The organism is Sphingomonas sp. PP-CC-3A-396 (assembly GCF_004343105.1).
Taxonomy (GTDB): Bacteria; Pseudomonadota; Alphaproteobacteria; order Sphingomonadales; family Sphingomonadaceae; genus Sphingomonas.
This window is the reverse complement of record NZ_SLYF01000009.1, coordinates 159,915-184,705: the sequence shown is the minus strand read 5'-3', so window position 1 is coordinate 184,705 and position 24,791 is coordinate 159,915. Positions and strand designations below refer to the sequence as shown.

General features: G+C 65.0%; 23 protein-coding genes and 2 tRNA genes. 18 read left to right on the top strand and 7 right to left on the bottom strand.

Translation table 11 applies throughout. The features are described from left to right. Nucleotides 1–28 precede the first annotated feature (28 nt). The 3 genes from gatC to gatB are packed head-to-tail and all read left to right on the top strand — an operon-like array spanning nt 29 to nt 3,298. On the top strand, nt 29–331 hold the full coding sequence (gatC, locus tag C8J40_RS17615; RefSeq protein ID WP_056048145.1) for an Asp-tRNA(Asn)/Glu-tRNA(Gln) amidotransferase subunit GatC: 303 nt from the start codon (nt 29–31) through the stop codon (nt 329–331). Then, nucleotides 331–1,815, top strand: a complete 1,485-nt coding sequence (gene gatA, locus C8J40_RS17610; RefSeq protein WP_132898098.1) for an Asp-tRNA(Asn)/Glu-tRNA(Gln) amidotransferase subunit GatA — start codon at nt 331–333, stop codon at nt 1,813–1,815. Before gatC ends, gatA begins: the two co-directional genes overlap by 1 nt. Before the next feature lies 1 nt (nt 1,816). Continuing rightward, a complete protein-coding gene (gene gatB / locus C8J40_RS17605) occupies nt 1,817–3,298 on the top strand; it encodes an Asp-tRNA(Asn)/Glu-tRNA(Gln) amidotransferase subunit GatB (protein WP_132898097.1) in 1,482 nt (493 codons plus the stop codon). A gap of 287 nt (nt 3,299–3,585) precedes the next feature. Here gatB and C8J40_RS17600 read toward each other — a convergent pair whose 3' ends face one another. Beyond that, the gene (locus C8J40_RS17600; RefSeq protein WP_132898096.1) at nt 3,586–4,245 is read right to left on the bottom strand and encodes a TIGR02281 family clan AA aspartic protease; all 660 of its coding nucleotides are present in this window, start codon (nt 4,243–4,245) and stop codon (nt 3,586–3,588) included. A 153-nt stretch (nt 4,246–4,398) separates the two neighbouring features. Between C8J40_RS17600 and C8J40_RS17595 the strand changes: the two genes are divergently transcribed. Then, nucleotides 4,399–5,031: a hypothetical protein gene (locus C8J40_RS17595; protein ID WP_132898095.1), complete on the top strand. Its 633-nt coding sequence runs from the start codon at nt 4,399–4,401 to the stop codon at nt 5,029–5,031. A gap of 3 nt (nt 5,032–5,034) precedes the next feature. Here the strand turns inward: C8J40_RS17595 and C8J40_RS17590 are convergent, their stop codons facing one another. Then, the gene (locus tag C8J40_RS17590; protein WP_132898094.1) at nt 5,035–5,253 is read right to left on the bottom strand and encodes a hypothetical protein; all 219 of its coding nucleotides are present in this window, start codon (nt 5,251–5,253) and stop codon (nt 5,035–5,037) included. A 2-nt stretch (nt 5,254–5,255) separates the two neighbouring features. Next, a complete protein-coding gene (locus C8J40_RS20435) occupies nt 5,256–5,411 on the bottom strand; it encodes a hypothetical protein (RefSeq protein ID WP_165886596.1) in 156 nt (51 codons plus the stop codon). A gap of 135 nt (nt 5,412–5,546) precedes the next feature. On the opposite strand from C8J40_RS20435, the gene C8J40_RS17585 reads away from it, so the two are divergent. The 5 genes from C8J40_RS17585 to clpX all read left to right on the top strand — a co-directional run bounded on the left by C8J40_RS17585 (nt 5,547) and on the right by clpX (nt 10,819). Beyond that, nucleotides 5,547–5,631, top strand: a tRNA-Leu gene (locus C8J40_RS17585). A gap of 70 nt (nt 5,632–5,701) precedes the next feature. Then, nucleotides 5,702–7,342 carry a trigger factor gene (tig, locus tag C8J40_RS17580; protein ID WP_132898093.1) on the top strand — a complete coding sequence of 547 codons (1,641 nt, stop codon included), beginning with the start codon at nt 5,702–5,704 and terminating at the stop codon, nt 7,340–7,342. Between the two features lie 236 nt (nt 7,343–7,578). Beyond that, nucleotides 7,579–8,505 carry a glycosyltransferase family 2 protein gene (locus C8J40_RS17575; RefSeq protein ID WP_060524405.1) on the top strand — a complete coding sequence of 309 codons (927 nt, stop codon included), beginning with the start codon at nt 7,579–7,581 and terminating at the stop codon, nt 8,503–8,505. A 235-nt stretch (nt 8,506–8,740) separates the two neighbouring features. Then, nucleotides 8,741–9,430, top strand: a complete 690-nt coding sequence (locus C8J40_RS17570; protein ID WP_056048165.1) for an ATP-dependent Clp protease proteolytic subunit — start codon at nt 8,741–8,743, stop codon at nt 9,428–9,430. 123 nt (nt 9,431–9,553) lie between these two features. Beyond that, a complete protein-coding gene (gene clpX / locus C8J40_RS17565; protein ID WP_056048170.1) occupies nt 9,554–10,819 on the top strand; it encodes an ATP-dependent Clp protease ATP-binding subunit ClpX in 1,266 nt (421 codons plus the stop codon). A 389-nt stretch (nt 10,820–11,208) separates the two neighbouring features. On the opposite strand, the gene C8J40_RS17560 is transcribed toward clpX, so the two are convergent. Next, a complete protein-coding gene (locus tag C8J40_RS17560; protein ID WP_132898092.1) occupies nt 11,209–11,661 on the bottom strand; it encodes a hypothetical protein in 453 nt (150 codons plus the stop codon). A 100-nt stretch (nt 11,662–11,761) separates the two neighbouring features. Between C8J40_RS17560 and C8J40_RS17555 the strand changes: the two genes are divergently transcribed. After that, the gene (locus C8J40_RS17555; RefSeq protein ID WP_132898091.1) at nt 11,762–12,886 is read left to right on the top strand and encodes an ionic transporter y4hA; all 1,125 of its coding nucleotides are present in this window, start codon (nt 11,762–11,764) and stop codon (nt 12,884–12,886) included. Continuing rightward, nucleotides 12,883–13,275: a VOC family protein gene (locus C8J40_RS17550; RefSeq protein ID WP_132898090.1), complete on the top strand. Its 393-nt coding sequence runs from the start codon at nt 12,883–12,885 to the stop codon at nt 13,273–13,275. The genes C8J40_RS17555 and C8J40_RS17550 overlap by 4 nt, the downstream gene beginning before the upstream one ends. Nucleotides 13,276–13,321: 46 nt before the next feature. On the opposite strand, the gene C8J40_RS17545 is transcribed toward C8J40_RS17550, so the two are convergent. From C8J40_RS17545 to C8J40_RS17535, 3 genes are all read right to left on the bottom strand, one after another. Beyond that, nucleotides 13,322–13,708 carry a c-type cytochrome gene (locus C8J40_RS17545; protein ID WP_132898089.1) on the bottom strand — a complete coding sequence of 129 codons (387 nt, stop codon included), beginning with the start codon at nt 13,706–13,708 and terminating at the stop codon, nt 13,322–13,324. After that, the gene (locus C8J40_RS17540) at nt 13,705–13,902 is read right to left on the bottom strand and encodes a hypothetical protein (RefSeq protein ID WP_132898088.1); all 198 of its coding nucleotides are present in this window, start codon (nt 13,900–13,902) and stop codon (nt 13,705–13,707) included. The genes C8J40_RS17545 and C8J40_RS17540 overlap by 4 nt, the downstream gene beginning before the upstream one ends. A gap of 119 nt (nt 13,903–14,021) precedes the next feature. After that, nucleotides 14,022–15,746 (bottom strand): M1 family metallopeptidase, encoded by a 1,725-nt coding sequence (locus C8J40_RS17535; protein WP_132898087.1) that lies wholly within the window; start codon nt 15,744–15,746, stop codon nt 14,022–14,024. Between the two features lie 250 nt (nt 15,747–15,996). Between C8J40_RS17535 and lon the strand changes: the two genes are divergently transcribed. From lon to C8J40_RS17500, 7 genes are all read left to right on the top strand, one after another. Continuing rightward, complete coding sequence (gene lon / locus C8J40_RS17530) at nt 15,997–18,390, top strand: endopeptidase La (RefSeq protein WP_132741460.1); 2,394 nt, start codon at nt 15,997–15,999, stop codon at nt 18,388–18,390. Nucleotides 18,391–18,518: 128 nt separating this feature from the next. Next, nucleotides 18,519–18,791, top strand: coding sequence for an HU family DNA-binding protein (locus C8J40_RS17525; RefSeq protein WP_056048186.1), 273 nt, complete (start codon nt 18,519–18,521; stop codon nt 18,789–18,791). A 209-nt stretch (nt 18,792–19,000) separates the two neighbouring features. After that, nucleotides 19,001–19,075 (top strand) — tRNA-Val (locus C8J40_RS17520). Between the two features lie 294 nt (nt 19,076–19,369). After that, a complete protein-coding gene (locus C8J40_RS17515) occupies nt 19,370–20,008 on the top strand; it encodes a CerR family C-terminal domain-containing protein (RefSeq protein WP_132898086.1) in 639 nt (212 codons plus the stop codon). Continuing rightward, the gene (locus C8J40_RS17510; RefSeq protein WP_132898085.1) at nt 20,005–21,186 is read left to right on the top strand and encodes an HlyD family secretion protein; all 1,182 of its coding nucleotides are present in this window, start codon (nt 20,005–20,007) and stop codon (nt 21,184–21,186) included. The genes C8J40_RS17515 and C8J40_RS17510 overlap by 4 nt, the downstream gene beginning before the upstream one ends. Before the next feature lies 1 nt (nt 21,187). Continuing rightward, nucleotides 21,188–22,804, top strand: coding sequence for a DHA2 family efflux MFS transporter permease subunit (locus C8J40_RS17505; RefSeq protein ID WP_132898084.1), 1,617 nt, complete (start codon nt 21,188–21,190; stop codon nt 22,802–22,804). Next, nucleotides 22,804–24,267 carry an efflux transporter outer membrane subunit gene (locus tag C8J40_RS17500; protein WP_132898083.1) on the top strand — a complete coding sequence of 488 codons (1,464 nt, stop codon included), beginning with the start codon at nt 22,804–22,806 and terminating at the stop codon, nt 24,265–24,267. The genes C8J40_RS17505 and C8J40_RS17500 overlap by 1 nt, the downstream gene beginning before the upstream one ends. Nucleotides 24,268–24,791 lie beyond the last annotated feature (524 nt).

Here is a 24,791-nt window from a genome sequence, read left to right as displayed (position 1 = left end):
TCGCGCCACGCGGTGCTAGCCGCAGGCCATGTCCGTAGATACTGCAACTGTGAAGCGGATCGCGAGCCTTGCGCGCATCGCGATCACCGACGAGGACGCCGCCCGCATGGCGCCGGAACTCGGAAACATCCTTGGCTGGATCGAGATGCTCGAAGAGGTCGACACGACCGGTATCGAGCCGATGACCGCCGTCATCCCCAACACGCTGCGGCTGCGCGACGACGTCGTCAACGCCGACCCGCTGACCGGCGGCGGGATCCGTGAGCAGGTGCTGGCGAACGCGCCCGTTGCAGAGCATGGCTTCTTCGCCGTGCCGAAGGTGATCGAATAATGAGCGAACTTACCGATCTGGGCATTGCCGGCATCCGCGACGGCGTCCGCGATGGTTCCTTCAAGGCGCGCGAAGTCGCCGATGCGTTCATCGTAAAGGTGAGCCAGGCCAAGGCGTTGAACGCGTTTCTTGTCGAGACGCCAGACCACGCGATCGCCGCCGCCACCGCTGCCGATACCGCGCGCGAGGCGGGCGAGACGCTGAAGCCGCTCGCCGGCGTGCCGATCGGCATGAAGGACCTGTTCTGCACCAAGGGCGTCACGACGACCGCGGCGAGCCACATCCTCGAAGGCTTTACGCCGACCTATGAGTCGACCGTCTCGCAGAATTTGTGGGACGCGGGCGCGGGGATGCTCGGCAAGCTGAACATGGACCAGTTCGCGATGGGCTCGTCGAACGAGACCTCGGCGTTCGGCAACGTGATCTCGCCGTGGAAGCGCAACGATGGCGGTAACGCCTCGCTGGCTCCCGGCGGCTCGTCGGGTGGTTCGTCGTCGGCAGTGGCTGCTCGGCTATGCCCCGGCGCGACCGGCACCGATACCGGCGGTTCGATCCGCCAGCCCGCCGCGTTCACGGGCATCAGCGGCATCAAGCCGACTTATGGCCGCTGCTCGCGCTGGGGGACGATCGCGTTCGCCTCGTCGCTCGACCAGGCGGGGCCGATGGCACGCGACGTTCGCGATTGCGCGATCCTGCTCGAGGCGATGGCCGGGTTCGATGCGAAGGACGGCACCTCGCTGCAGCTCGACGTTCCCAAATGGGAAGCGGGTTTGTCCGGCAATCTCAACGGCCTGCGCGTCGGCATTCCCAAGGAATATCGCGTCGACGGAATGCCCGAGGAGATCGAGGCGCTCTGGCAGCAGGGCATCGACTGGCTGAAGGATGCCGGCGCGACGATCGTCGAGGTCTCGCTCCCGCACACCAAATACGCGCTGCCCGCCTATTACATCATCGCGCCCGCCGAAGCGTCGTCGAACCTCGCGCGCTATGACGGCGTCCGCTACGGTATCCGCGACCTGCCGACCGGCGCCGGCTTGCAGGACATGTACGCCGCGACGCGTGCGGATGGCTTCGGCCCCGAGGTGAAGCGCCGCATCATGATTGGCACCTACGTCCTCTCGGCCGGCTTCTACGACGCGTATTACACGCAGGCGCAGAAGGTCCGGACGCTGATCGCGCGCGATTTCGAGCGGGCTTGGGAGACGTGCGACGTGCTGCTGACCCCAACCGCACCGTCGGCGGCGTTCGCACTCGGCGAGAAGTCGGCCGACCCGATCGCGATGTATTTGAACGACGTCTTCACCGTGCCGTCGAGCCTCGCAGGCCTGCCGGCGATGTCGGTGCCGGGTGGTCTCGACAAGCAGGGTCTGCCGCTCGGGCTTCAGATCATCGGCAAGCCGCTCGACGAGCAGGGCGTGCTGAACGCAGGGCTCGCGATCGAACAGCGGGCAGGATTTACCGCGCGACCAGAGGCTTGGTGGTAACATGAGCGATTACAGGATCCAGGGCGAAACCGGCGAATGGGAGGTCATGATCGGCCTCGAAGTGCACGCGCAGGTGACGTCGAACGCCAAGCTCTTCTCGGGTGCGGCGACCGCGTTCGGCGCGGAACCCAACACGCAGGTGAGCCTCGTCGATGCGGCGATGCCGGGCATGCTGCCGGTGCCGAATCGTGAGTGCATCCGCCAGGCGGTCCGCACGGGTATGGCGATCGAGGCGCAGATCAACAAATGGTCGCGGTTCGACCGGAAGAACTATTTCTACGCCGATCTGCCGCAGGGCTATCAGATCAGCCAGCTCTATCATCCGATCGTCGGTGAGGGCGCGATCGACATCAGCCTCGACGAGAAGAATCCGGATGCCGCGGGCAAGCGGATCGGTGTCGAGCGCATCCATGTCGAGCAGGACGCCGGCAAGCTGATGCACGACCAGCATCCGACCCAGTCGTACGTCGATCTCAACCGGTCGGGCGTCGCGCTGATGGAGATCGTGTCGAAGCCCGATCTGGCATCGCCAGCGGAAACAGGGGCTTACCTGCGGAAGCTGCGTTCGATCTTGCGCTATGTCGGGTCGTGCGACGGCAATATGGAAGAGGGCTCGATGCGCGCCGACGTCAACGTCAGCGTGCGCAAGCCCGGCGACGAGCTGGGCACGCGGACCGAGACGAAGAACGTCAATTCGGTGCGCTTCGTGATGGCGGTGGTCGAGCAGGAGGCCAAGCGTCAGGTCGAGGTGCTCGAAGCCGGCGGCAAGATCCAGCAGGAGACGCGCCTGTACGATCCCGATCGCAACGAGACTCGCTCGATGCGGTCGAAGGAAGACGCGCATGATTACCGCTACTTCCCCGATCCCGATCTGTTGCCGCTGGTGCTCGACGATGCGTTCCTCGCCGAATGCCGGGCGTCGTTGCCCGAACTGCCGGACGCAAAGCGCGCGCGGTACGAGGCGCTCGGGATCACCTCGTATCAGGCGACGGTGCTGACCGCCGAGGTCGAGGCGGCGCGTTGGTTCGATGCGTTGCTCGACGCTGGCGTGAAGCCGGCGGCGGCGGCGAACTGGACGACCTCGGAGCTGTTCGGGGCGCTGAACCGGACGGGCAAGGATATCGAGAACTCACCGGTTTCGCCTGCTCAGGCGGCGGAATTGCTGGGGCTGATCGCGGACGGCACGCTGTCGGGGAGTCTTGCCAAGCAGGTGTTCGAGGTGATGCTCGAGACCGGCGACGGCGCGGCGAAGGTGGTCGAGGATCGCGGGTTGAAGCAGACCAGCGATACCGGGGCGATCGAGGCTGTGATCGCTGACGTGATGGCGGCGAATGCTGACAAGGTCGCGGATTATCGTGGCGGCAAGGACAAGCTGTTCGGATTCTTCGTGGGCCAGACGATGAAGGCGATGGGGGGGAAGGCTAACCCTGCTGTTGTTAATGAGGTGTTGAAGGGGATGCTTGCGGAGTCGGTGGCTTCGTAAGCTACCGACTTTCGCGCTCTCCCGCACCTACCGGTTTCCCGCCCATGTCCGTTCTCCCGCGAAGGCGGGATTCCAGGGTAACGAAACGCGGCGCTGCTTGATTCCTGGGCCCCCGCGTTCGCGAGGGAACTAGCAGAAGTGTGGTTCGTCCGCTCTCGACAGGCACCACCCCGGCGAAGGCCGGGGCCCAATTGGGGGACGGTGATAACGGCGGGCAGCGCTTCGTTACCGCAACCTTTCCAATTGGGCCCCGGCCTTCGCCCGGGTGGTTGTGTACGGAGGCGGCCTTACCCACCCACCTTCTGCGGATGATGGGGCACGAGGATCAGCGTGTTCTCTTCCACCCGCCACGACGCGAGGCGCGACAGGAAGTTCATCCCCAGCACGTTGGTCTCGCCAAACGCCGGCGACACCACCACCCGCAAGTCCCGCGCGACGATCGCGCCGAGCCGCAAGTTCGCGATCGTCCCCGTCTTCGCCGCTATCGAGCCATTGGCGGTCTGCAACACGATCGGCACCACCCCGACCCGCGCCTCGATCCCCGCCGCCTCTGCCGTCTTCTCCGAAATCGCGGTGATCGTCGCGCCGCTGTCGATCAGCAACCGCTGGCTCACCCCGTCGATCGTCGCGCGCGCCCAGAAATGGCCGTCCGGCGACATCCGGATACGAACCTCGCCGCCGACCACCTGCTGGTCCTCGATCTTCAGGAACCGGGCGATCTTGCCGACATACGGGTCGAACTGGCGCCGCTGGTCGACCGCGACGAACAGCAAGCCGACCAGCACGAGCGTCATGCCGATATTGACCAGCGTCCGCACGATCGGAATGCGCTGTGCGACGACAAACACGACGACGATGATGCCGAGGGCAACATAGAGCGCGGACGACGGGCTGGGGTTGGGCAGCGTGAAGATCGACGGGTCCTGAAGCAGAGGTGAATGCAGCATCTTAGCGTAGTTGCGGCAACCTGTATCGAGGCTGACCGGCGCGTGGGCGAACGGCGCTCGTGAAAGGGACCGATCCGAAACCGGCCGGATTGCCGTTCCTCGGGATTGCGCACGCCCTTCAGACTCGCTTCACTGAGCCCCGGAGGGCGGCAGATGGCGATCAGATGGACAATCACGGTCGCGATCCAGATGCTCGCCTTCGCTCAGCCGCCGGCCGCCCCAAGCCAGTCCAGCGATGCGCAGCGTCTCGCCGCCATGACGCCGTCGCAGTTCCTGGCGCGCACGACACTGCACGACGACGATCTGGACACCTTTGCGACGATCACGACCGTGAACGGATTCGTCGCGCGAAGGCCACTGCTGGGAATAGTGTCCGATGACGTCTTTCTCCGCGCGTTCATCGACAAGCGCTCGGGCCGGACCGCGTATCAGGTCTACGCCACGGTGCGGTATCGCGATTATGGCTGGGCGGACTGGCAAGCGGCGAATTACGCAACGCCGACCGGGCCACGATCGATCGCCACGCAGAGGATTGCGCGTGTCCGGGCATCGTGCGCGAGGGGCCTTGCCTGTGCCCGGTCGGAAACTGTCGGATTTACGATTGGGGAGGCGCTGCTCAAGATCAATGCAGCGCTCTATGCGACCGATCAGAGTACGGCGTGGCGCTTCAAAATCATGGCGCGCAGTGGTGCCGAGCGTCCCTTGCTGCTCACCGCAGCGGAAATATCGGGTCTGCTGATGGCGGTCGACGCTTATCGCACCGACCGCCATCTGCCGAAGTCATGACGCTTACTGCGCGTCGCCGTCCTGATTCTTGGTCACGCCACCGGTGCCGCCGACACCGTCGGGCAGGCCGCTATCGGTGAACGTCTCGGGCTCGTCGCCACCTTCACCGCGCTCGACCGCGTCGGAGCGCGATTCGACGGCCTGTTCGATGTCGCTACGCGTGTCCTCGTCGCGGTCTTCGGGCAGCGTCTCGGGGTTCGTGCCGGAATGCGGATCGGCCATGCTCAAAACTCCGGCTGCACTGGCGCGGGATCGGTCGAGGGCGCGCCCGGATCGGGATAATCGACGTCCGGCGCGGGCGGGTTGAACTCGGGTGGCGGCGTGGTCGGCTGCGCCGGCTGGCTCGGGGTAGGGAATTCTGCTGGGGGTTGGGTAGCCATGATGCTCTCTCCTTCAGCCGCATCAACGCGTGCAATCGCCCCGGGTTTCCTACCTGAGATTCCTGGTAGTTGCCTTGCGTGCTTGCCCCGACGTGCAACGTTGGTATAGACGCGCCCGCTACGGCGATGTCCTGTGCGGGCGTGGCGGAACTGGTAGACGCAGCAGGTTTAGGTCCTGCCATCGCAAGATGTGGGGGTTCGAGTCCCTTCGCCCGCACCACTCCGCCGCTCGGGCGGGGCGACAGCCAACACGAATTTATCCCGAATGCTCTTTTAGACAAAGGCCGGACATGCAGACTGTCGAGACGTTGAACGAGGGCCTCAAGCGCGCCTACACGCTCACCATCACCGCGAAGGATATCGATGCCAAGGTCGATGTCGAGCTGAAGCGCCTCGCGCCGCAGATGAAGATGCCGGGCTTCCGTCCGGGCAAGGTGCCGGCGAACCTCATCCGCAAGATGCATGGCCCCGCGCTGACTCAGGACGCGGTCAACGCCGCGATCCAGGAGGGCGTCCAGACGCTCGTCGCCGAGAAGCAGCTTCGCCCGGCGATGCAGCCTTCGGTCGAGCTCGAGGACGGCTATGACATCGGCAAGGACGCCGTGGTCAAGGTCGAGATGGAGGTCCTCCCGCAGGTCCCGGCGCCGGCGATCGACGGCATCAAGCTCGAGCGCCTGACCGTGCCCGTCGCCGACGACGCGGTCACCGAGCAGCTCCAGAAGTTCGCCGACCAGCAGAAGAAGTGGGACGACGCAGCCGACGATTATGTCGCGGCGATGGGCGATCTCGTCACCGTCGATTTCGTCGGCAAGACCGCCGACGGCGTTGCGTTCGAGGGCGGCACCGGCGCTGACATGGGCGTCGAGCTCGGCGCGGGTCGTCTGATCCCGGGCTTCGAGGATCAGCTCGTCGGCGTAAAGACCGGCGACGACAAGGTCCTCAACGTGACCTTCCCCGAGGAGTATCAGGAGAAGTCGCTTGCGGGCCAGCCGGCGACGTTCGACATCACCGTCAAGTCGGTGAAGACCGCGGGCGAGAGCAAGATCGACGAGGATCTGGCGAAGTCGCTGGGTCTCGAGAGCCTCGAGCAGCTCACGGGCCTGCTCAAGGGTCAGATCGAGCAGGAGCATAACGGTCTCACGCGCACGCACATGAAGCGCAAGCTGCTCGACCAGCTCGCCGAGGGGCACGACTTCGAAGTGCCGCCGTCGATGGTCGAGGCCGAGTTCAACCAGATCTGGTCGCAGCTCCAGCACGAAGCCACGCATGAGGCCGATCCTGAGGCCGCGATGGCCGAGATGGAAGGCGAGCGCGACGATTACCGCAAGATCGCCGAGCGTCGCGTGCGCCTTGGCCTGCTCCTGTCCGAGATCGGCCAGGCGAACGGCGTCGAGGTTTCCAACCAGGAAATGCAGCGTCTGCTCGCGCAGGCAGCTCAGCAGTATCCTGCCGAGCAGCGCCAGCAGTTCATGCAGTACATCCAGCAGGAGCCGATGGCGGCCGCCCAGCTGCGTGCGCCGCTGTACGAGGACAAGGTCGTCGACTTCCTGTTCGAGAAGGCCGAGATCACCGACCGCGAAGCCACGCGCGAGGAGCTCGAGGCAGCAATCGAGAGCGAGGACGGTTTCGCGAGCGGCACGCACACGCATGATCACGACAATCACAAGCCTAAGAAGAAGGCCGCGGCCAAGAAGGCCAAGCCAGCTTCGGACGAGGCTGTGACGGAAGAAGCACCGGCTTCGGACGCAGCGGACGAGGCCAAGCCTGCGAAGAAGGCAGCTGCAAAGAAGAAGGCGGCTCCGGTCGAAGCAGAGACCGCTGTGACGGAGTCGTCGCCGGTTGCTGCCGAGAACGCAGAGGGCACCGAAGCTGCCGACGCACCGGCGAAGAAGCCGCGCGCGAAGAAGGCTCCGACCAAGACCGAGGCGTAATCGTCGTGCGAGCGCCTCAGGGTTGAGGCGCTCGACCCATAATCGGGTCACTTCCCCGGCGGAGGCCGGGGCCCAGTTGGAAAGGTAGCTGTAACGGCGCGCAAAGCTCCGGTATGGACCTCCCCCAACTGGGCCCCGGCCTTCGCCGGGGAAGTGCGTTTTGGGATGGTTCGGTGACTGACGTTTTGCCTGCTGCTCGATCTCCGATCCCGTCTATCAACTTCGCAGGACAGGCCATGACCGAACCGAGAATCGCCGTCCTGCTCCCGTGCTACAACGAGGACGCTGCGATCGCGCAGACGATCGCGGGCTTCCGGGACGCGCTGCCGGGCGCCACGATCTACGTCTACGATAACAACAGCGCCGATCGCACGATCGAGGTCGCGCGCGCTGCGGGCGCGGTCGTGCGAACCGAGCGCATCCAGGGCAAGGGCGCGGTCGTCCGCCGCATGTTCGCCGACATCGACGCCGACATCTACGTCATGGCCGATGGGGACGCGACCTACGACGCCGCCTCCGCCCCGAATCTGGTCGCTCGCGTCCTCGACGAGCAGCTCGACATGGTCGTCGGCTCGCGCATCAGCCAGGTCCAGGAAAGCTATCGCCGCGGGCACCGCTTCGGCAACGCGCTGCTCACCGGTATGCTCGCCCGCCTGTTCGGCCGCAGCTTCACCGACATCCTCTCAGGGTATCGCGTCTTCTCCCGCCGGTTCGTGAAGAGCTTCCCTTCGCTGTCCGCCGGGTTCGAGATCGAGACCGAGATCAGCGTCCACGCGCTCGAACTCAAGATGCCGATCGGCGAGGTCGAGACGCCCTATTACGCGCGTCCCGAAGGCTCCGAATCGAAGCTCAGCACCTACGGCGACGGCTGGCGCATCCTCCGCACGATCATGACGCTGTACCGGATCGAGCGCCCGCTCTGGTTCTTCGGCGCGATCGGCAGCGTGTTCGGCCTGCTCGCGCTGATCCTCGGCATCCCGCTGGTGCTGACGTACATCGAGATCCACCAGGTCCCACGCTTCCCGACCGCGATCCTGATCACCGGCCTCGGCATCTTCGCCGCGCTGAACGTCTTCACCGGCCTGATTCTAGACACGGTCGTAAGAGGCCGCCGCGAAGTCCGTCGCCTAGCCTACCTGGCCTACCCCGCCCCAGGCATCTAACTCCCTCGCCCCTTCGGGGAGAGGGAAGGAGGAGCCGCTTTGGCGACGGGAGGGTGAGGGGAGGTTGGCGGATCCCAACATCCCCTCACCCTCCCACCCGCAAGTGCGTGCGGGCCCCTCCCTCTCCCCGGAGGGGCGAGGGTAAGCAGTCCCCGCGCCGACGGGCAGGCAGGGCTTGAACTCCCCTCCCGGACCGCCGATGTTAGCGGTTCACTGGGGCATAAGAGAGATTTCCATGCACAATCCGTTCGAGACCGGCGATTTCGCGAGCCCGTTGGCCAGCGCCGGGCTCGGCCTGCAGCAGACGCAAGCAGGCCTGGTTCCCATCGTCATCGAGCAGTCGAACCGCGGCGAGCGTTCGTTCGACATCTTCTCGCGCCTGCTCCGCGAGCGCATCATCTTCGTGACCGGTGGCGTCGAGGACGGCATGGCCTCGCTGATCACCGCACAGCTGCTCTTCCTCGAGTCCGAGAACCCGAAGAAGGACATCTTCATGTACATCAACTCGCCGGGCGGTGTCGTCACGGCGGGCATGGCGATTCACGACACGATGCGGTACATCCGTCCGCGCGTCGGCACCGTCTGCATCGGCCAGGCCGCGTCGATGGGCAGCTTCCTGCTCGCGAGCGGCGAGCCCGGCATGCGCGTCGCAATGACCAACGCGCGCATCATGATCCATCAGCCATCGGGTGGTGCACAGGGCATGGCCAGCGACATCGAGATCCAGGCACGCGAGATCCTGCGCATCCGCAAGCGCATGAACGAGCTGTATTCGCAGTATACCGGTCAGCCGATCGAAGAGATCGAACGCCGGATGGACCGCGATACGTTCCTCGAAGCGAACGAAGCGAAGGATTTCGGGCTGATCGACGAAGTGTTCGACAAGCGTCCGGCGGTATCCGAGGATGCCCCGAAACCCGCTTGAACGAGACGGGCATGGGGTGAATCGTAAACCCCGCCGGTTTATTTGATTGTAGGAACTCCGGGGTGCGTTACGGTAGCGGCCCCGGAAACGGCACGTGCACCGACATGCGCGAGAGGTGATTGAATGACGAAGCTGAGCGGTGGCGACTCGAAGAGCACCCTCTATTGCTCGTTCTGCGGGAAGTCGCAGCACGAGGTCCGCAAGTTGATCGCCGGGCCGACGGTCTTCATCTGCGACGAGTGCGTCGAGCTATGCAACGACATCATCCGTGAGGAGACGAAGTCTGCGCTGGTGTCCAAGAAGGACGGCGGCGTGCCGACTCCGCAGGAGATCTGCGACGTCCTCGACGATTACGTGATCGGCCAGAAGCGCGCCAAGCGCGTGCTGTCGGTGGCGGTGCACAATCACTACAAGCGGCTCAACCACGGCGCCAAGGGTGCCGATGTCGAGCTGTCGAAGTCGAACATCCTGCTCGTCGGGCCGACCGGGTGCGGCAAGACGCTGCTCGCGCAGACGCTCGCCCGCATCCTCGACGTACCGTTCACGATGGCCGATGCGACGACGCTCACCGAGGCGGGGTATGTCGGCGAGGATGTCGAGAACATCATCCTCAAGCTGCTCCAGGCGTCGGACTACAACGTCGAACGGGCGCAGCGCGGGATCGTCTATATCGACGAGATCGACAAGATTTCGCGCAAGGCCGAGAACCCGTCGATCACGCGCGATGTGTCGGGCGAAGGCGTGCAGCAGGCGTTGCTCAAGCTGATGGAAGGCACCACCGCCTCGGTTCCTCCGCAGGGTGGCCGGAAGCATCCGCAGCAGGAATTCCTGCAGGTGGATACGACCAACATCTTGTTTATCTGCGGCGGTGCGTTCTCGGGTCTCGAGAAGATCATCGGCGATCGCCTCCAGGGCAAGTCGATCGGTTTCGGCGCGTATGTCGCCGGACCGGATGAGCGCAAGACCGGCGAGACGCTGAAGTCGGTCGAGCCCGAGGATCTGCTGAAGTTCGGGCTGATCCCCGAGTTCGTCGGCCGCTTGCCGGTGATCGCGACGCTCGAGGATCTCGATGTCGACGCGCTGGTGAAGATCCTCAAGGAGCCGAAGAACGCGCTGGTCAAGCAGTACCAGAAGCTGTTCGAGATGGAGGACGTCGCGCTCGGCTTTACCGACGATGCGCTGGTGTCGGTCGCCAAGAAGGGCATCGAACGCAAGACCGGCGCACGCGGGCTTCGCTCGATCCTGGAGAGCATCCTGCTCGACACGATGTTCGACCTGCCCGGCATGGACGGCGTCGACGAGGTGATGATCGACAAGGACGTGATCGAAGGCCGCAAGGAACCGATCCGGGTTTATGCGGAGAAGAAGAAGACCGGCGACGCCGCTTAAGCGCTGGGTTGGTTCGAGATACGGGAGAGGGCGTCGAGCGATCGGCGCCCTTTTTCGTTTGGGGCAGACGCGCCCGAAAACCCCCGTCCGTCATCCTGACGAAAGTCAGGATCCAGAGACACAAAGACCAGCCCGTTTTACCCTGGATCCTGACTTTCGTAAGGATGACGGGTGGCAGCAGCCGGGCTGAGATCACTTCGTTCCTCCCCTGCAAGGGGAGGTGGCGCGAAGCGACGGAGGGGTGATGGCCTATCGCGAGCGGGTCACCCCTCCGTCAGCGCCCTGCGCTGCAACCTGCCCTTGCAGGGGAGAATTTCTCGGCGGGCCTGATCGACCTCTCGGTCGTCACCCATCGTCAGGGGAACGGTGAGAGCGGCTCCGATGCTATCTTAAGAAGCCAAAAGCCGAACCCGCTCCAGATCCTTTGGGCGCCCGAACAGCCTGAGCATTCCGGCTAGCTCCTCTCGCTCAGGCACGAAAACGACGGCCCCCTCGACAAGGAGAGGCACGCGCATGCTCGGCAAAACCTCCGTCCACTTACCTGCTGTCTCAACATGAAACCCCGCCATGATCTCGACGACCAGAGGTGGCGTCTCCCACCGTCCGAACAGCGTCGACCGAAATAGCGAACTCGCGCCGTCCTCGATCGGTGTGATGCCTAGCGCATCCATCAGTCGCCGGGCATCGCCCACGCTCATAACAACATCGACATCGCCAACCTCGATCGGCGTCACCCCGTGAAGCGCCACCGCCGCGCTGGAAATGACCCACCACGGGTCCCGCGCATCCCGCATCGCCTCCGCCACCATCACCAGCGATTTGCGAAGATCGGGCGCCAGCATCGCCGCAACCTACCCGATGCTGACCGCCCCGCAATCGCTCCGACTCGGACCCTTATCGCCCCTCACGCATTCGTTATCCAAGTGGAACGAGGGAGCATGCATGACGATCGAAGTGGCCGACCGACCGAACGAACACGTGGTAGAAACAATGCCGGACCGCATGGCCCTTCCGATCTGGACGCTGATCGCCCCGGTTCTTGGCCTCGTCGCCGTCCTCGTCGGCCTCGCCAAGATGGGCACGCTCGGCACCGCCACCGCGATCATCGTGCTGATCGGCAGCGTGCTCGCCGCCGTGCATCACGCGGAAGTCATCGCGCACAAGGTCGGCGAGCCGTTCGGGACGCTCGTCCTCGCGATCGCGGTCACCGTGATCGAGGTGTCGCTGATCGTCTCGCTGATGCTGTCCAACGCGGGCGACGCGACCACGCTCGCGCGCGACACGGTGTTCGCGGCGATCATGATCATCCTCAACTTCATCATCGGCATCTGTCTGCTCGCAGGCGCGGTGCGGCATCACGAACAGCGCTTTACGTTGAAGGGCATGACCGCGGCGCTCGGCGTGCTGGCGGCGATGGCGGTGCTGTCGCTCGTGCTGCCCAACTACACGTCGTCGACGTCGGGGCCGACCTACGCGGCGTCGCAGTTGATGTTCGTCGCGGTCGTATCGCTGATCCTCTACGGCACGTTCGTGCTGGTGCAGACTGTGCGTCATCGCGATTATTTCCTGCCGTCGACAGACGACAAAGACGATCATGCCGCGCCGCCATCGGGTCGCGCGACGGGGATCGCGTTTGCGGCATTGCTGGTGGCGCTGGTCTCGGTGGTGTTGCTCGCCAAGACGCTGTCGCCGACGATCGAGGCGGCGGTGATCGGCGCCGGCTTGCCACTGACCGTGGTCGGCGTCGTGATCGCCGCGCTGGTGCTCGCACCAGAAAGCCTGGCCGCGTACAAATCGGCGCGGCGCAACCGGTTGCAGACGAGCCTCAACCTCGCGCTCGGCTCAGCGCTGGCGACGATCGGGCTGACGATCCCCAGCGTCGCGATCGTGTCGCTGGTGCTCGACCTCCCGATCGCGCTCGGCATAGATGCGAAGAGCATGACTCTGCTCGCGCTGTCGCTGTTTGTGGCGACGCTGTCGCTGGGGACTGGGCGGACGACGGTGTTGCAGGGCGTCGTCCACCTCGTGATCTTCGCAGCGTATCTGTTCACGACGGTGGTGCCATGACCATCATGCGCATCGATTCGATCGACCATTTCGTCCTGACGGTGCTCGACATCGATACCACGGTCGCGTTCTACCGGCGGGTTCTCGGTATGGAGGCGGAGGAGATGGCGTCGGGGCGATGGGCGTTGCGAATCGGCCGGCAGAAGATCAATCTCCAGCAACTGCACCTGAGCGTCGATCCGAACACCCGCCACCCGACGCGCGGTGCCGGCGATTTCTGCCTGTTGACCGACGTTCCGATCGACGCTGTAGTCGCCCATCTGCAGCGGGAGAAGATACCGATCGTCGCGGGTCCGGTGCAGCGGACCGGGGCCGCCGGGCCGATCCTGTCGGTGTATGTCTACGATCCCGACGAGAATCTGGTCGAGGTCAGCAACCAGATCGCGTGAGCCGTCGGCTCGGCGTCTATCTGTTCACGACGGTGGTGCCGTAAGCTCAGGGACCTTGTGTCGATAGGTAGGCGATAACGTCGGCGCGGTCCTTCGAATCGGGAAGGCCGGCGAACGCCATCGTCGTGCCGGGCACCATCTTGCGCGGGTTGGTGAGCCAGGCGTCCATGCGCTTGGCATCCCAGTTGCCGCCGAGTGCTTTCAGCCCGGCGGTATAGGAAAAGCGTGGGCGTCGTTCGCCGATCGGGTTGCCCATGACCGCGTAGAGGTTCGGACCGTCGGTATCGCCCGCATATTGCCCGATCGTGTGGCAGGCGGTGCAGCGGCGGAAGACGCGTTCGCCGCTGGCGATCTGGCTGGTCGTGCCGGCGTCGGGGCTCGAACCGCAACCGGCGAGCGCCAGTGCCAGCAGGGGCCACCGTAGTAGGGTCATCGCTTCTGGCGTGTAGCCAAGGCGAGGCCGGCGGCGATCTGCACGACGGCGTAGAGGCGACGGCGGCCGGGCCGGTCGACGAACGGCTGCACCAGTTTCTCGGTGCCGAGCGCATCGTCCTTCCAGAGATCGACGTGGCGGCGTGGCTGGAGCAGGCCGATCAAGCCGTCGCCGACCATGAAGATCGCCGCCATCTCCGCAGCGCGCGATCCCCAAGGTCCGTTCTCCCGCGAAGGCGGGAGTCCAGGGTCACGGGCGGTAAGGCTTGCGACTCCTGGGCCCCCGCCTTCGCGGGGGAACAAGGATGGGTCGCTCATTGTGGTTTAGCCTTCGCAGCTTGCGCAGCCTTCCAGGCGGCAACGTCTTCCAGTGCGATACTCCGGCGGAGCACCAGCGCGTCCGGATCGATCACGACGTGCGCGCCGGCTGGTACGGACAAGGTCGCCCTCCCGCCCGTCATCGGCAACACTCGCGTCTTCCCATCGACCTGCACCTGCACCGGCAGCGGGAAGGGGCCATTACCCGGCACTTTCCACGCTAGCGATAGTGTATTTTCCGTCCGCATCTCGACCAGTTCGGGCAGCGCCGCTTGCCGCAAATACACGTCAAAGAACCAATTATAGTCCTTCCCCGTCACCTTCCGGACGAGCGCCTCATATTCCTTCGTCGACCCGAACCGCGGCGCGAAATTCCCCGGCTTCGGATCCGCGCGCCCGTAGACCGCCAGCCGGGTCACATCGAAGAACGCCTTGTCGCCGATCAGTCCCCGCAGCGTGTGGAGCATCCACGAGCCCTTGTAGTAGATGTCCTGGCCAGCCCCGCCCTTGTCGAGTTCGTACACCTCCTCCTCGGTAGTGACGCGCTGCTGCGTGATCGGCTTGAGGTTCATGATCGAGGTGCGTTCGCCCTGCATCATCGCGGCATAGCGCGCGCGCCCCTCGCGCCACTGGCCATAGAGCGGCTGCATGTACGTGCCATACCCCTCGTGCAGCCAGTAATCGTCCCAGTTCGCCGCCGTCAGCTGGTTGCCGAACCACTCATGTGCGAACTCGTGCTGGAACAGCCAGTCGAACCCCTCCGGCGCCTTCTCGTAGTTATTGCCGTACGCGTTGATCGTCTGGTGCTCCATGCCCTTGTGGGGCGTCTCGACCACGCCGAGCTTCTCGTCGCCGAACGGGTAGGGGCCGATCATGCTTTCGAAGAAATCGAGCGTCGGCGCGAACTCGGCGAACAGCTTTTCCGCCTGCGGCTTTTCGCCCGGCAAATACCAGTAATACATCGGGATGCTGTTGCCGAAGCGGCTCTTGTACGTGCCGTTGATCTCCTCATACGGCCCGACGTTCAGCGCGATGCCGTAGGTGTTGGGATGCTTGGCGCGCCAGTTCCAGGTCGTACGCCCATCCGCCAGCGTATCGACGCCGAGCAGCACGCCGTTCGACGGCGCCTTCAGCCCCTTCGGCACGGTGATGTGCAGCGTCACCAGCGCGGGCTCGCCGGTCGGGAAATCGAGGCATGGCCAGAACAGGTCGCAGCCATAGCCTTCCGCGGTCGTTGCGAACCAAGTGTGGCCGTCGGGCGTCTTCGACCAGACCATCCCGTCGTCCCACGGCGCCTTCACCGCGACGTGCGGCGTGCCGCCATAGGTGATCTTCGCGGTGACCTTCCCGCCAGCGGGGACGGGCTTTGGCAGCGTGATCGTCAGCCGACCCTCGGGATTGCTCCATGCCGAGGGGGCGAGCGGCACGCCATCGATCGTGATCGCGCTGACCGGCAGGTTGCGGTCGAGGTCGATCGGCAGGCGGGTGAGGGGGGCTTTCGCGGTGAAGACCAACGTTGCCACGCCGTTCAGGCTCTCGGTCTCGGGCAACACCTCGAACGCAAGGTCCGCGCTGTCGAACTGGAGTGCGGTCTGCTCGGGTGTCAGTACGCCCCCGGACCGCTGCGTCTGCGCGGTGATCGCCGGTTCGCCCTTCTTGGGAAGCGGGGCGGCGGCAAGGAGCGCGGTGGCGCTGGCGGCGAGAAGAAAACGCGAGATCATGCCGCGTTCTCGCGCCTGGGCGGCTTGCATACAAGTGCGATCCGGCACCTCCGGTCCTCCTGCGAACGCAGGAACCCAGAATCACGAATGCCGCCGCTCGATACCCTGGACTCCTGCGCTCGCAGGAGCCCGGCTGGCGCTTGGGCAACGCGCGAAAACCCCTAACCACCGCCAACCAATTGATGGACGGTTCATCCTCACCATATACACTGTAGATTATGCCCCCATGCAGGCACCCACCGGAGCGTTCATGACCCAGTACCCCGTCCTTCCCCTTCGCGACATCGTCGTGTTCCCGCACATGATCGTGCCGCTGTTCGTCGGCCGCGATAAGTCCGTTGCCGCGCTCGAGGCGGCGATGGCGGCGGACAAGGAGATCTATCTCGTCGCGCAGGTCGATCCCGCAGAGGACGATCCCGCGCGCGACGACCTGTATTCGATGGGCGTCACCGCGACCGTGTTGCAGCTCCTGAAACTCCCCGACGGCACCGTCCGCGTGCTGGTCGAGGGCAAGCAGCGCGCGACGCTGGAGACGCTGGACGAGAGCGGCGATTTCCTGACCGCGACGGTCGAGACGGTCGCCGATGCCGAGGTCGAGGGCGCCGAGGTCACCGCACTGATGCGCTCGGTGGTCGATCAGTTCGAGAACTACGCCAAGCTCAACCGCAAGCTCGCGTCCGAGACCGCGGTGCAGATGTCGGAGATCGAGGACGCGTCGAAGCTGTCCGACGCGGTCGTCGCCAACATCGCGATCAAGGTCGCCGAGAAGCAGGCGATGCTGATCGAGACCAACCCGTCGAAGCGTCTCGAAATGGCTATGGTGGCGATGGAGGGCGAACTGGGCGTCCTGCAGGTCGAGAAGAAGATCAAGAGCCGCGTCAAGCGCCAGATGGAGAAAACGCAGCGCGAATATTACCTCAACGAGCAGTTGAAGGCGATCCAGCGCGAGCTCGGCAACGAGGGTGATGAAGGCGAAGGCGACGAGATCGCCGAGCTGACGCAGAAGATCGCAACGCTCAAGATGAGTAAGGAAGCGCGCGGCAAGGCGACCGCCGAGCTCAAGAAGCTCAAGACGATGGCACCGATGAGCGCCGAGGCGACCGTCGTGCGCAATTATCTCGACGTGCTGCTCGGGCTCCCTTGGGGCAAGAAGTCGAAGATCAAGAAGGACATCGCCGCCGCGCAGGTGACGCTGGACGAGGATCATTATGCGCTGGAGAAGGTCAAGGACCGGATCGTCGAGTATCTCGCCGTCCAGGCGCGCACCAACAAGCTGAAGGGGCCGATCCTGTGCCTCGTCGGTCCTCCGGGCGTCGGCAAGACCTCGCTCGGCAAGTCGATCGCCAAGGCGACCGGGCGCGAGTTCATTCGCCAGTCGCTCGGCGGCGTGCGCGACGAAGCCGAGATCCGCGGGCATCGCCGCACCTATATTGGCTCGCTACCGGGCAAGATCGTGACGAACCTTAAAAAGGCCGGCACGTCGAACCCGCTGTTCCTGCTCGACGAGATCGACAAGCTCGGCCAGGATTTCCGCGGCGATCCGGCGTCGGCGCTGCTCGAGGTTCTCGATCCGGAGCAGAACGGCAAGTTCCAGGATCATTACCTGGAGGTCGATATCGACCTGTCGGACGTGATGTTCGTCTGTACCGCGAACTCGCTCAACCTGCCGCAGGCGCTGCTCGACCGGATGGAGATCATCCGTCTGGAAGGGTACACCGAGGACGAGAAGGTCGAGATCGCCGAGCGGCATCTGGTCGAGAAGCAGATCGAGGCGCACGGCCTGAAGCCGGGTGAGTTCACGCTGACGCAGGAGGGGCTTCGTACGCTCATCCAGCAGTACACGCGCGAGGCCGGCGTGCGTACGCTCGAGCGCGAGATCGCCAAGCTGTGCCGCAAGGCGCTGCGCCAGATCCTCGAGAACAAGACCACCAGCGTCACGATCACGCCCGAGAACATCGGCGAATATGCCGGCGTCCAGAAGTATCGTCATGGGCTCGGCGAGACCGAGAACCAGATCGGTGCGGTGACCGGGCTCGCCTGGACCGAAGTCGGCGGCGAGCTTCTGACGATCGAGAGCGTGACCGTCGCGGGCAAGGGCCAGGCCAAGCTCACCGGTAAGCTCGGCGACGTGATGAAGGAGTCGATCGAGACCGCGTTCAGCTTCGTCAAGGCACGCGCACCAAGCTACGGGATCAAGCCGAGCCTGTTCGCACGGAAGGATATCCACATCCATCTGCCCGAAGGTGCGGTACCGAAGGACGGTCCGTCGGCGGGTATCGGCATGGTCACGTCGATCGTCTCGACGCTGACCGGCGTGCCGATCCGGCGCGAGGTGGCGATGACCGGCGAGGTGACGCTGCGCGGCCGCGTGCTGCCGATTGGTGGGCTCAAGGAGAAGCTGCTAGCGGCGCTGCGGGGGGGCATCGAGACGGTGCTAATCCCGGCAGAGAACGAGAAGGACCTCGCGGAGATCCCGGCGAACATCAAGGCCGGGCTGAAGATTATTCCCGTCAGCCATGTCGACGAGGTGCTGCGTCTGGCGCTGACCGAACCGCTCGAGGCGATCGAGTGGACCGATGCGGACGAGCTGGCGGCGCTGCCGCCGGCGCCGATCGCGCCGGTCGGGGGTGGCCTTCACCACTGATCCATGTTTGGATCGTACGCGATGATGCGGCGGTTTCGTTTGACAGCAGACGGAGCCGCCGCATTATTGCGCGCTGAGCGCGGTCGCGAGTCCATCGCGGCTGATTCGAGTTTTTTCCGGGGGATTATATGAACAAGCAGGAGCTGATCGCGACGGTTGCCGACACGTCCGGGCTGGTTAAGGCCGACGCGGTCAAGGCCGTCGAGGCGGTGTTCGACGCGATTGAGGCATCGTTGAAGAAGGGCGACGAGGTTCGCCTGGTCGGTTTCGGCACGTTCTCGATCTCGAAGCGCAAGGCGTCGACCGGCCGCAATCCCCGCACCGGCGAGCCGATGACGATCAAGGCGTCGACCCAGCCGAAGTTCAAGGCCGGCAAGGGCCTGAAGGACGCGGTCAACTAAGGACGCCTTCGATTCTCCCCCGACAGGGGGAGGTGGCTGGCCCTTGCCAGACGGAGGGGGAGGTTGGAGACGACCTCTGCTCCGTGTCCTCCCCCTCCGTCGCCTTCGGCGCCACCTCCCCCTGGCGGGGGAGGGTCGAAGCGATCGCCATCGAAAGGGCTGGACAGGTGGACGGGGTCTGCCTAAAGGCCCGCTTCCGAACGAGTTTCGGGCGCGTAGCTCAGTGGTAGAGCACACCCTTCACACGGGTGGGGTCGCTGGTTCAATCCCAGCCGCGCCCACCAGATTTACGCCGGTTCCTTCGAACGAAGGGGCCGGCGTTGCTGTTTCTGGTATGTCTTGATACGCCGTAGCTGTCGCAATACGGATCGTACAAAACCCCCGTCATCCTGACGAAAGTCAGGATCCAGTGCCACATAGGATCGCGTGTGATTACCCTGGATCCTGACTTTCGTCAGGATGACGGGGGCGGCTACGGTAAGATCAGCGTGACCCGCCGCCCCCTGATCCGCCGACCCTCGTGTAACATGACATCTTCTTCATTAGGCTCGTTCGTTCGATCGAACTAAACGCCGCTCGTGGTTCAGTCCCGACTCCTAGACATCGCGATCAGCGAATTCGGCACCAAGGGGCTGGAGGGGGCGAGCACGCGCGGGATCGCCGCGGCGGCGGGCACCGCGATGTCGTCGATCACCTATCATTACGGCGGCAAGGAGGGCTTGTACCTCGCGGCCGCCGACCGGATCGCCGAGCGCATGTCGGCTGTCATGGGCGACCCGTCCGAGCTTTCGAACGACGTCGCAGCCGACGATGCCAGCGAAGCGCGCGCGCAGATCCACCGCATCTTCGGCCGGCTTGCGGACAAGATGGCCAGCAACGAGAGCGCCGACTGGACGCTGTTCGTGCTCCGCGAACAGATGAAGCCGGGCGAGGCGTTCGAGCGCATCTATGGCGGCGTGATGGGTCAGATGGTGCGCAGGCTCAGCGACTTGGTTTGCATCGCCACCGGTTGCGCCGAGATTCGCACCGGCAGGATCGCGACGATCACCTTGATGGGGCAGGTCATCACGCTGCGGGCGAACCGCGCGACCTGCCTGAAACTGCTCGATCGCGATGTGCTCGAACCCAACGACATCCTCGATATCAAGGCGCGTATCGACGCCAATATCGACGCCATTCTCGATTCGATGCGTGCTGAAGAACAGGGCCAGGCATGACCGACCAGAAGAACCACTCCGACGCCAACCACGACGACGAGGATCGCAAGTCCGATCCGAACGGCGAGGACCAGCAGTCCAACACCGACCAGCAGGACGAGTCTGACGACGACAAAGCCGACGGCGACGACAAGAAGCCGTCGGTGTTTAAGAAGCCGCTGTTCTGGATCATCCTCGTTATCGTCGTCGGCGGGCTGATCATCGGCGGCGTGCTTTATTGGCTGCACGCGCGTCAGTTCGAGTCGACCGACGATGCGTTCGTCGACACGCACATCGTCCGCCTCGCGCCACAGGTCGCGGGCACGCTGGTGCAGGTCGCCGATATCGACAACCGCCACGTCGAGGCCGGCCGCCTGCTCGCGGTCATCAAGGCATCGGGTCGAGACGCGCAGGTCGCCGAGGCGCAGGCCAACGAATCGCAGGCCCGCGCACAGTTCGCGCAGGCGCAGGCGCAGGTCACCGCCGCCGAAGCACAACGCCAGCAGGCCGCCGCACAGGCGCGCGTCCCGATGGCGGCCGCCGTGAAGGCGCAGCAGGATCTCGCGCGCTACGAGGCGTTGCTGCGGCTCGATCCGAGCGCGGTCGCCGGCCAACAGCTCGATCAGGCGCGCGCCACTGCCCGCCAGACCGCCGCCGATGCCGCCGCCGCGCGCGAGCAGATCGACACCGCCACCGCGCAGATCGCGGTCGCGCGTAAACAGGTCGGCGCCGCCAGGTCGGTGATCGACGCCAAGCGCGCGCTGGTCGATCAGGCCAATGTCAGCATCAGCGATCTCCGCCTGACTGCGCCGGTCGCGGGGCAGGTCGTCAACCGCTCGGTCAATATCGGCTCGTACGTCGCGCCCGGCACGCAGCTCATGGCGATCGTCCCCGACCAGATGTGGGTGACGGCGAACTTCAAGGAAACGCAGCTTACGCTGATGAAGATCGGCCAGCCCGTCGACATCCATGTCGATGCGTATCCCGGCGTCGACTTCAAGGGGCATGTCGACTCGATCCAGCGTGGCGCGGGCCAGGCGTTCGCCTTGCTGCCCCCGCAGAATGCCACCGGCAACTATGTGAAGGTGGTCCAGCGCGTCCCGGTGCGGATCGTGTTCGACGCGAAGAACGGTCCCGATCCGAAGCGCTATCCGATCGGCCCCGGCATGTCGGTGGTGCCGACCGTCAAGGTCCGCTGAGGTGGCGAAAGCTCCCGCGAAAGCTGATGCGGGCGGCGGTCATGTCTGGTCGCCAAGCCGGTCGGCGGCGGGCAAGTACAGCCCGTGGCTGATCGTCGCGATCATTTCGATCCCGACCTTCATGGAGGTGCTCGACACCTCGATCGCCAACGTCGCGCTCGATCATATCTCGGGCGGGCTGTCGATCACCACCGATCAGGCGACCTGGGTGCTGACCAGCTACCTCGTCGCCAACGCGATCGTCATCCCGATCTCGGGCTGGCTGTCCGACGCGATCGGCCGGAAGCGCTATTTTCTTCTGTCGATCGCGCTGTTCACGCTCGCGTCGCTGCTCTGCGGCCTCGCGCCGAACATCGGTACGCTGGTCGTTGCGCGCGTGCTGCAAGGGATCGGCGGCGGCGGTCTGGCGCCGGTCGAACAGTCGATCCTCGCCGACACCTTCCCGCCGAAACAACGCGGGATGGCGTTCGCCGCCTTCGCGATCGTCGTCGTCGTTGGCCCCGTGCTCGGGCCGACGCTCGGCGGCTACATCGTCGAATATTCGAGCTGGCACTGGGTGTTCCTGATCAACGTGCCGGTCGGCATCGCCGCGTGGTTCCTGGTCGAGACGTTCGTCGACGAGCCCGATCAGGTGAAGAAGGACCGCGACGAGCGCTTCAAGAACGGCCTGACGATCGACTATGTCGGCGTCGCGCTGGTCGCGCTCGGGCTCGGCTTCCTCGAGCTCACCTTCGATCGCGGCGAGCGCGAGGACTGGTTCGCGAGCGGGTTCATCGTCATGTCGGCGATCATCGCCGCGGTCTCGCTGGTGACGCTCGTCGTCTGGGAGCTGAACCACAAGGACCCGGTCATCGACCTCAAGCTGATGAAGAACCGCAACTTCGCGCTGACGATCGGCGTGATGGGCGTCACCGGCATGATCCTGTTCGGCACCACGCAGCTGATACCGCAGATGCTGCAACAGGTGCTTGGCTACAGCTCGCTCGACGCGGGCCTCGCGCTGACCGCCGGTGGTCTGGCGACGCTCGTCATGGTGCCGTTCGCAGGGCGGTTGAGCGGGCTGGTCGACGTTCGCTTCCTGCTGTTCCCGGCGTTGCTGGTGCAGGCGTTCGCGCTGTGGAACATGAGCCACCTGACCGCCGACATCGCGTTCTCCGACGCGGCGTTCGCGCGGCTGTTCCAGGCGATGGCGTTGCCGTTCCTGTTCGTGCCGATCAACGCGATCGCCTATGTCGGGCTCAAGCAGACGCAGACCGCGCAGGCGTCGAGCCTGCTCAACGTCTCGCGCAATCTCGGCGGGACGATCGGCATCTGTTTCGCGCAGACTCAGCTCGCAGGCGGGTTGCAGCGGCACCAGTCGGAACTGACGCAGACGCTCAATCCGCTCGATCCGAATTATAACGACTGGATGCAGAAGGCGACGAGCGTGTTCGGCGGGCAGGGCGATGCGACGACACCTTTGGCGGTTCTCTACAGCCAGATGCAGCGGCAGGCGACGATGCTCGCGTTCCTCGACGTGTTTCGCGCGATGATGGTGGTCGTGCTGTGCGTCGCGCCACTGGTTCTATTCATGCGCTCCGGCAAGACCGGCGGCGCGCCCTCGGGAGGGATGCATTGATGCGTGCGCGGTTCATGGTGGTTGCGGTTGCGGCCCTGCTCGCGGGGTGCACCGTCGGCCCGAACTACACCCCGCCGGAGATGGCGGTGCCGCCGGCGTTCGTCGGTCCGCAAGCGAGTATTGGTGCTTCGGTTGACCCAGCCCGCTGGTGGTCGGCGTTTGGCGATCCGCAGTTGGACGGGCTGGTCGAGCGCGCGCTGAAGGGCAATCCCGACATCGCGATCGCTGCCTCGCGCGTGCGACAGGCGCGGTTGCAGGAGATCGTTGCACGCTCGCAAGGGTTGCCGAGCGTCAACGCGAGCGCCAGCCCGAGCCATATCGAGTTCAGCAAGAATGCCGGCCTCTCGTCGATCGCACGCGCGTTCAGCGGCGGCACGGGGGCAGGCGGCACTGGCTCGACCGGCGGCATCGCGCTGCCCGGCAGCGGGATTACGACCTACTCCGTCGGGTTCGACGCAAGCTGGGAATTGGACCTGTTCGGTGGCGTCCGGCGCAGCACCGAGGGCGCGCGCGCCCGCACCGAGGCGGCGGTCTGGTCGAAGCGCGATGCCGCGGTGACGCTCGCCGCCGAAGTCGCGCAGGCGTATTTTGCGCTCCGGCTCGACCAGGCGCAGCTCGCGACGATCGAGGGCGAGATCGCCAATCAGCAACGCGCGCTGACGATCGCGGGCAACATCGCTAAGGTCGGCCTCGTTCCGCCGATCGACGTCACCCGCCAGCGTGCTTCGGTCACCTCGACGCAGGCGCGCGCCGAACCGGTCCGCGCCGATGTCGATGTCCGCATGCACGCGCTCGCGATCCTGTTGGGCGAGCCACCCGCGACGCTGATGACCGAACTCGCGGCACCGTCGGTCGCTCCGCTCGGCGTACCGACGATCCCGGCGGGCCTGCCCTCCGAGCTGTTGCGGCGGCGTCCTGACATCCGCGCGGCCGAACGCGATCTAGCTGCCTCGACCGCGGATATCGGTGTCGCGGTGGCGGACATGTATCCGAAGTTCAGCCTCACCGGCATGAGCCAGCTAATCTCGACCGCGCTCGGCAATCTGTTCTCCGGCGACAGTCTCCAGCTGACCGCGAGTGGCGCGGCGCAGTTCCCGCTGCTCGACTGGGGCCGGCGCAAGTCGACCGTGAAGTCGCGCGAGGAGGACCGTGAGCAGGCGTATCTGCGCTATCGCTCGACCGTGTTGCAGGCTTTGCGCGACGTCGAGGATCCGCTGGCGCAGATCGCTGCAGAGCGCCGTCGGAACGCGGCGCTGCAACGGGCGATCGTCGATGCACAGAGCAGCGCGAAGGCGGCGGAGTCGCAGTACCGGACCGGGTTCGTGGCGCAGAATACGCTGCTGGATGCGCAGACGGACGTGCTGGCCGCCCGGGAGCAGCTGGTGGCTAGCGACGCGCAGTTGCGCCAGCTGACGGTGGCGTTGTTCAAGGCGCTCGGTGGCGGGTGGGAGCAGGCGGAGTAGCGCCACCGTCTGGGTGCATGCTGCGATCCCCGGATTAAATTATCGTCACGTCGATTCCGACATATCGCTGCAACATATCGGGACGAAAGGGTGTGTGTCGCCGCTCCCTCTCCCCCTGTGGACGGCGACTTGACCGGGTCTCCCCTGTCCCGGTCTTCTCCCTGAACTACGGGGCGACCATCACGGTCGCCCCGCCTTTTTGCGTTTTGGGACGATGCTCGAATAGCATGCGAGCGCCACGCGTCCGCCTTCCGCCACGCGTCTGGGTTCGTCACGTCCCCAATATCCGTCACCCCAGCGAAAGCTGGGGTATTTCTCGTGGTGGGTGACCCTCGCCAAACCGGGATATTCCAGCTTTCGCTGGAATGACGGCCGGGATAATGATCGACACTTCGTCGTCCGCCAATACGCGTCGTCCTAGCCAATACGGCGTCATTCCAGCGAAGGCCGCTGACGGTAGGCGACGACAGCGCGTGTCCATCGTCCGCCAAAACACGTCATCCCAGCGAACGCTGTGATATCCC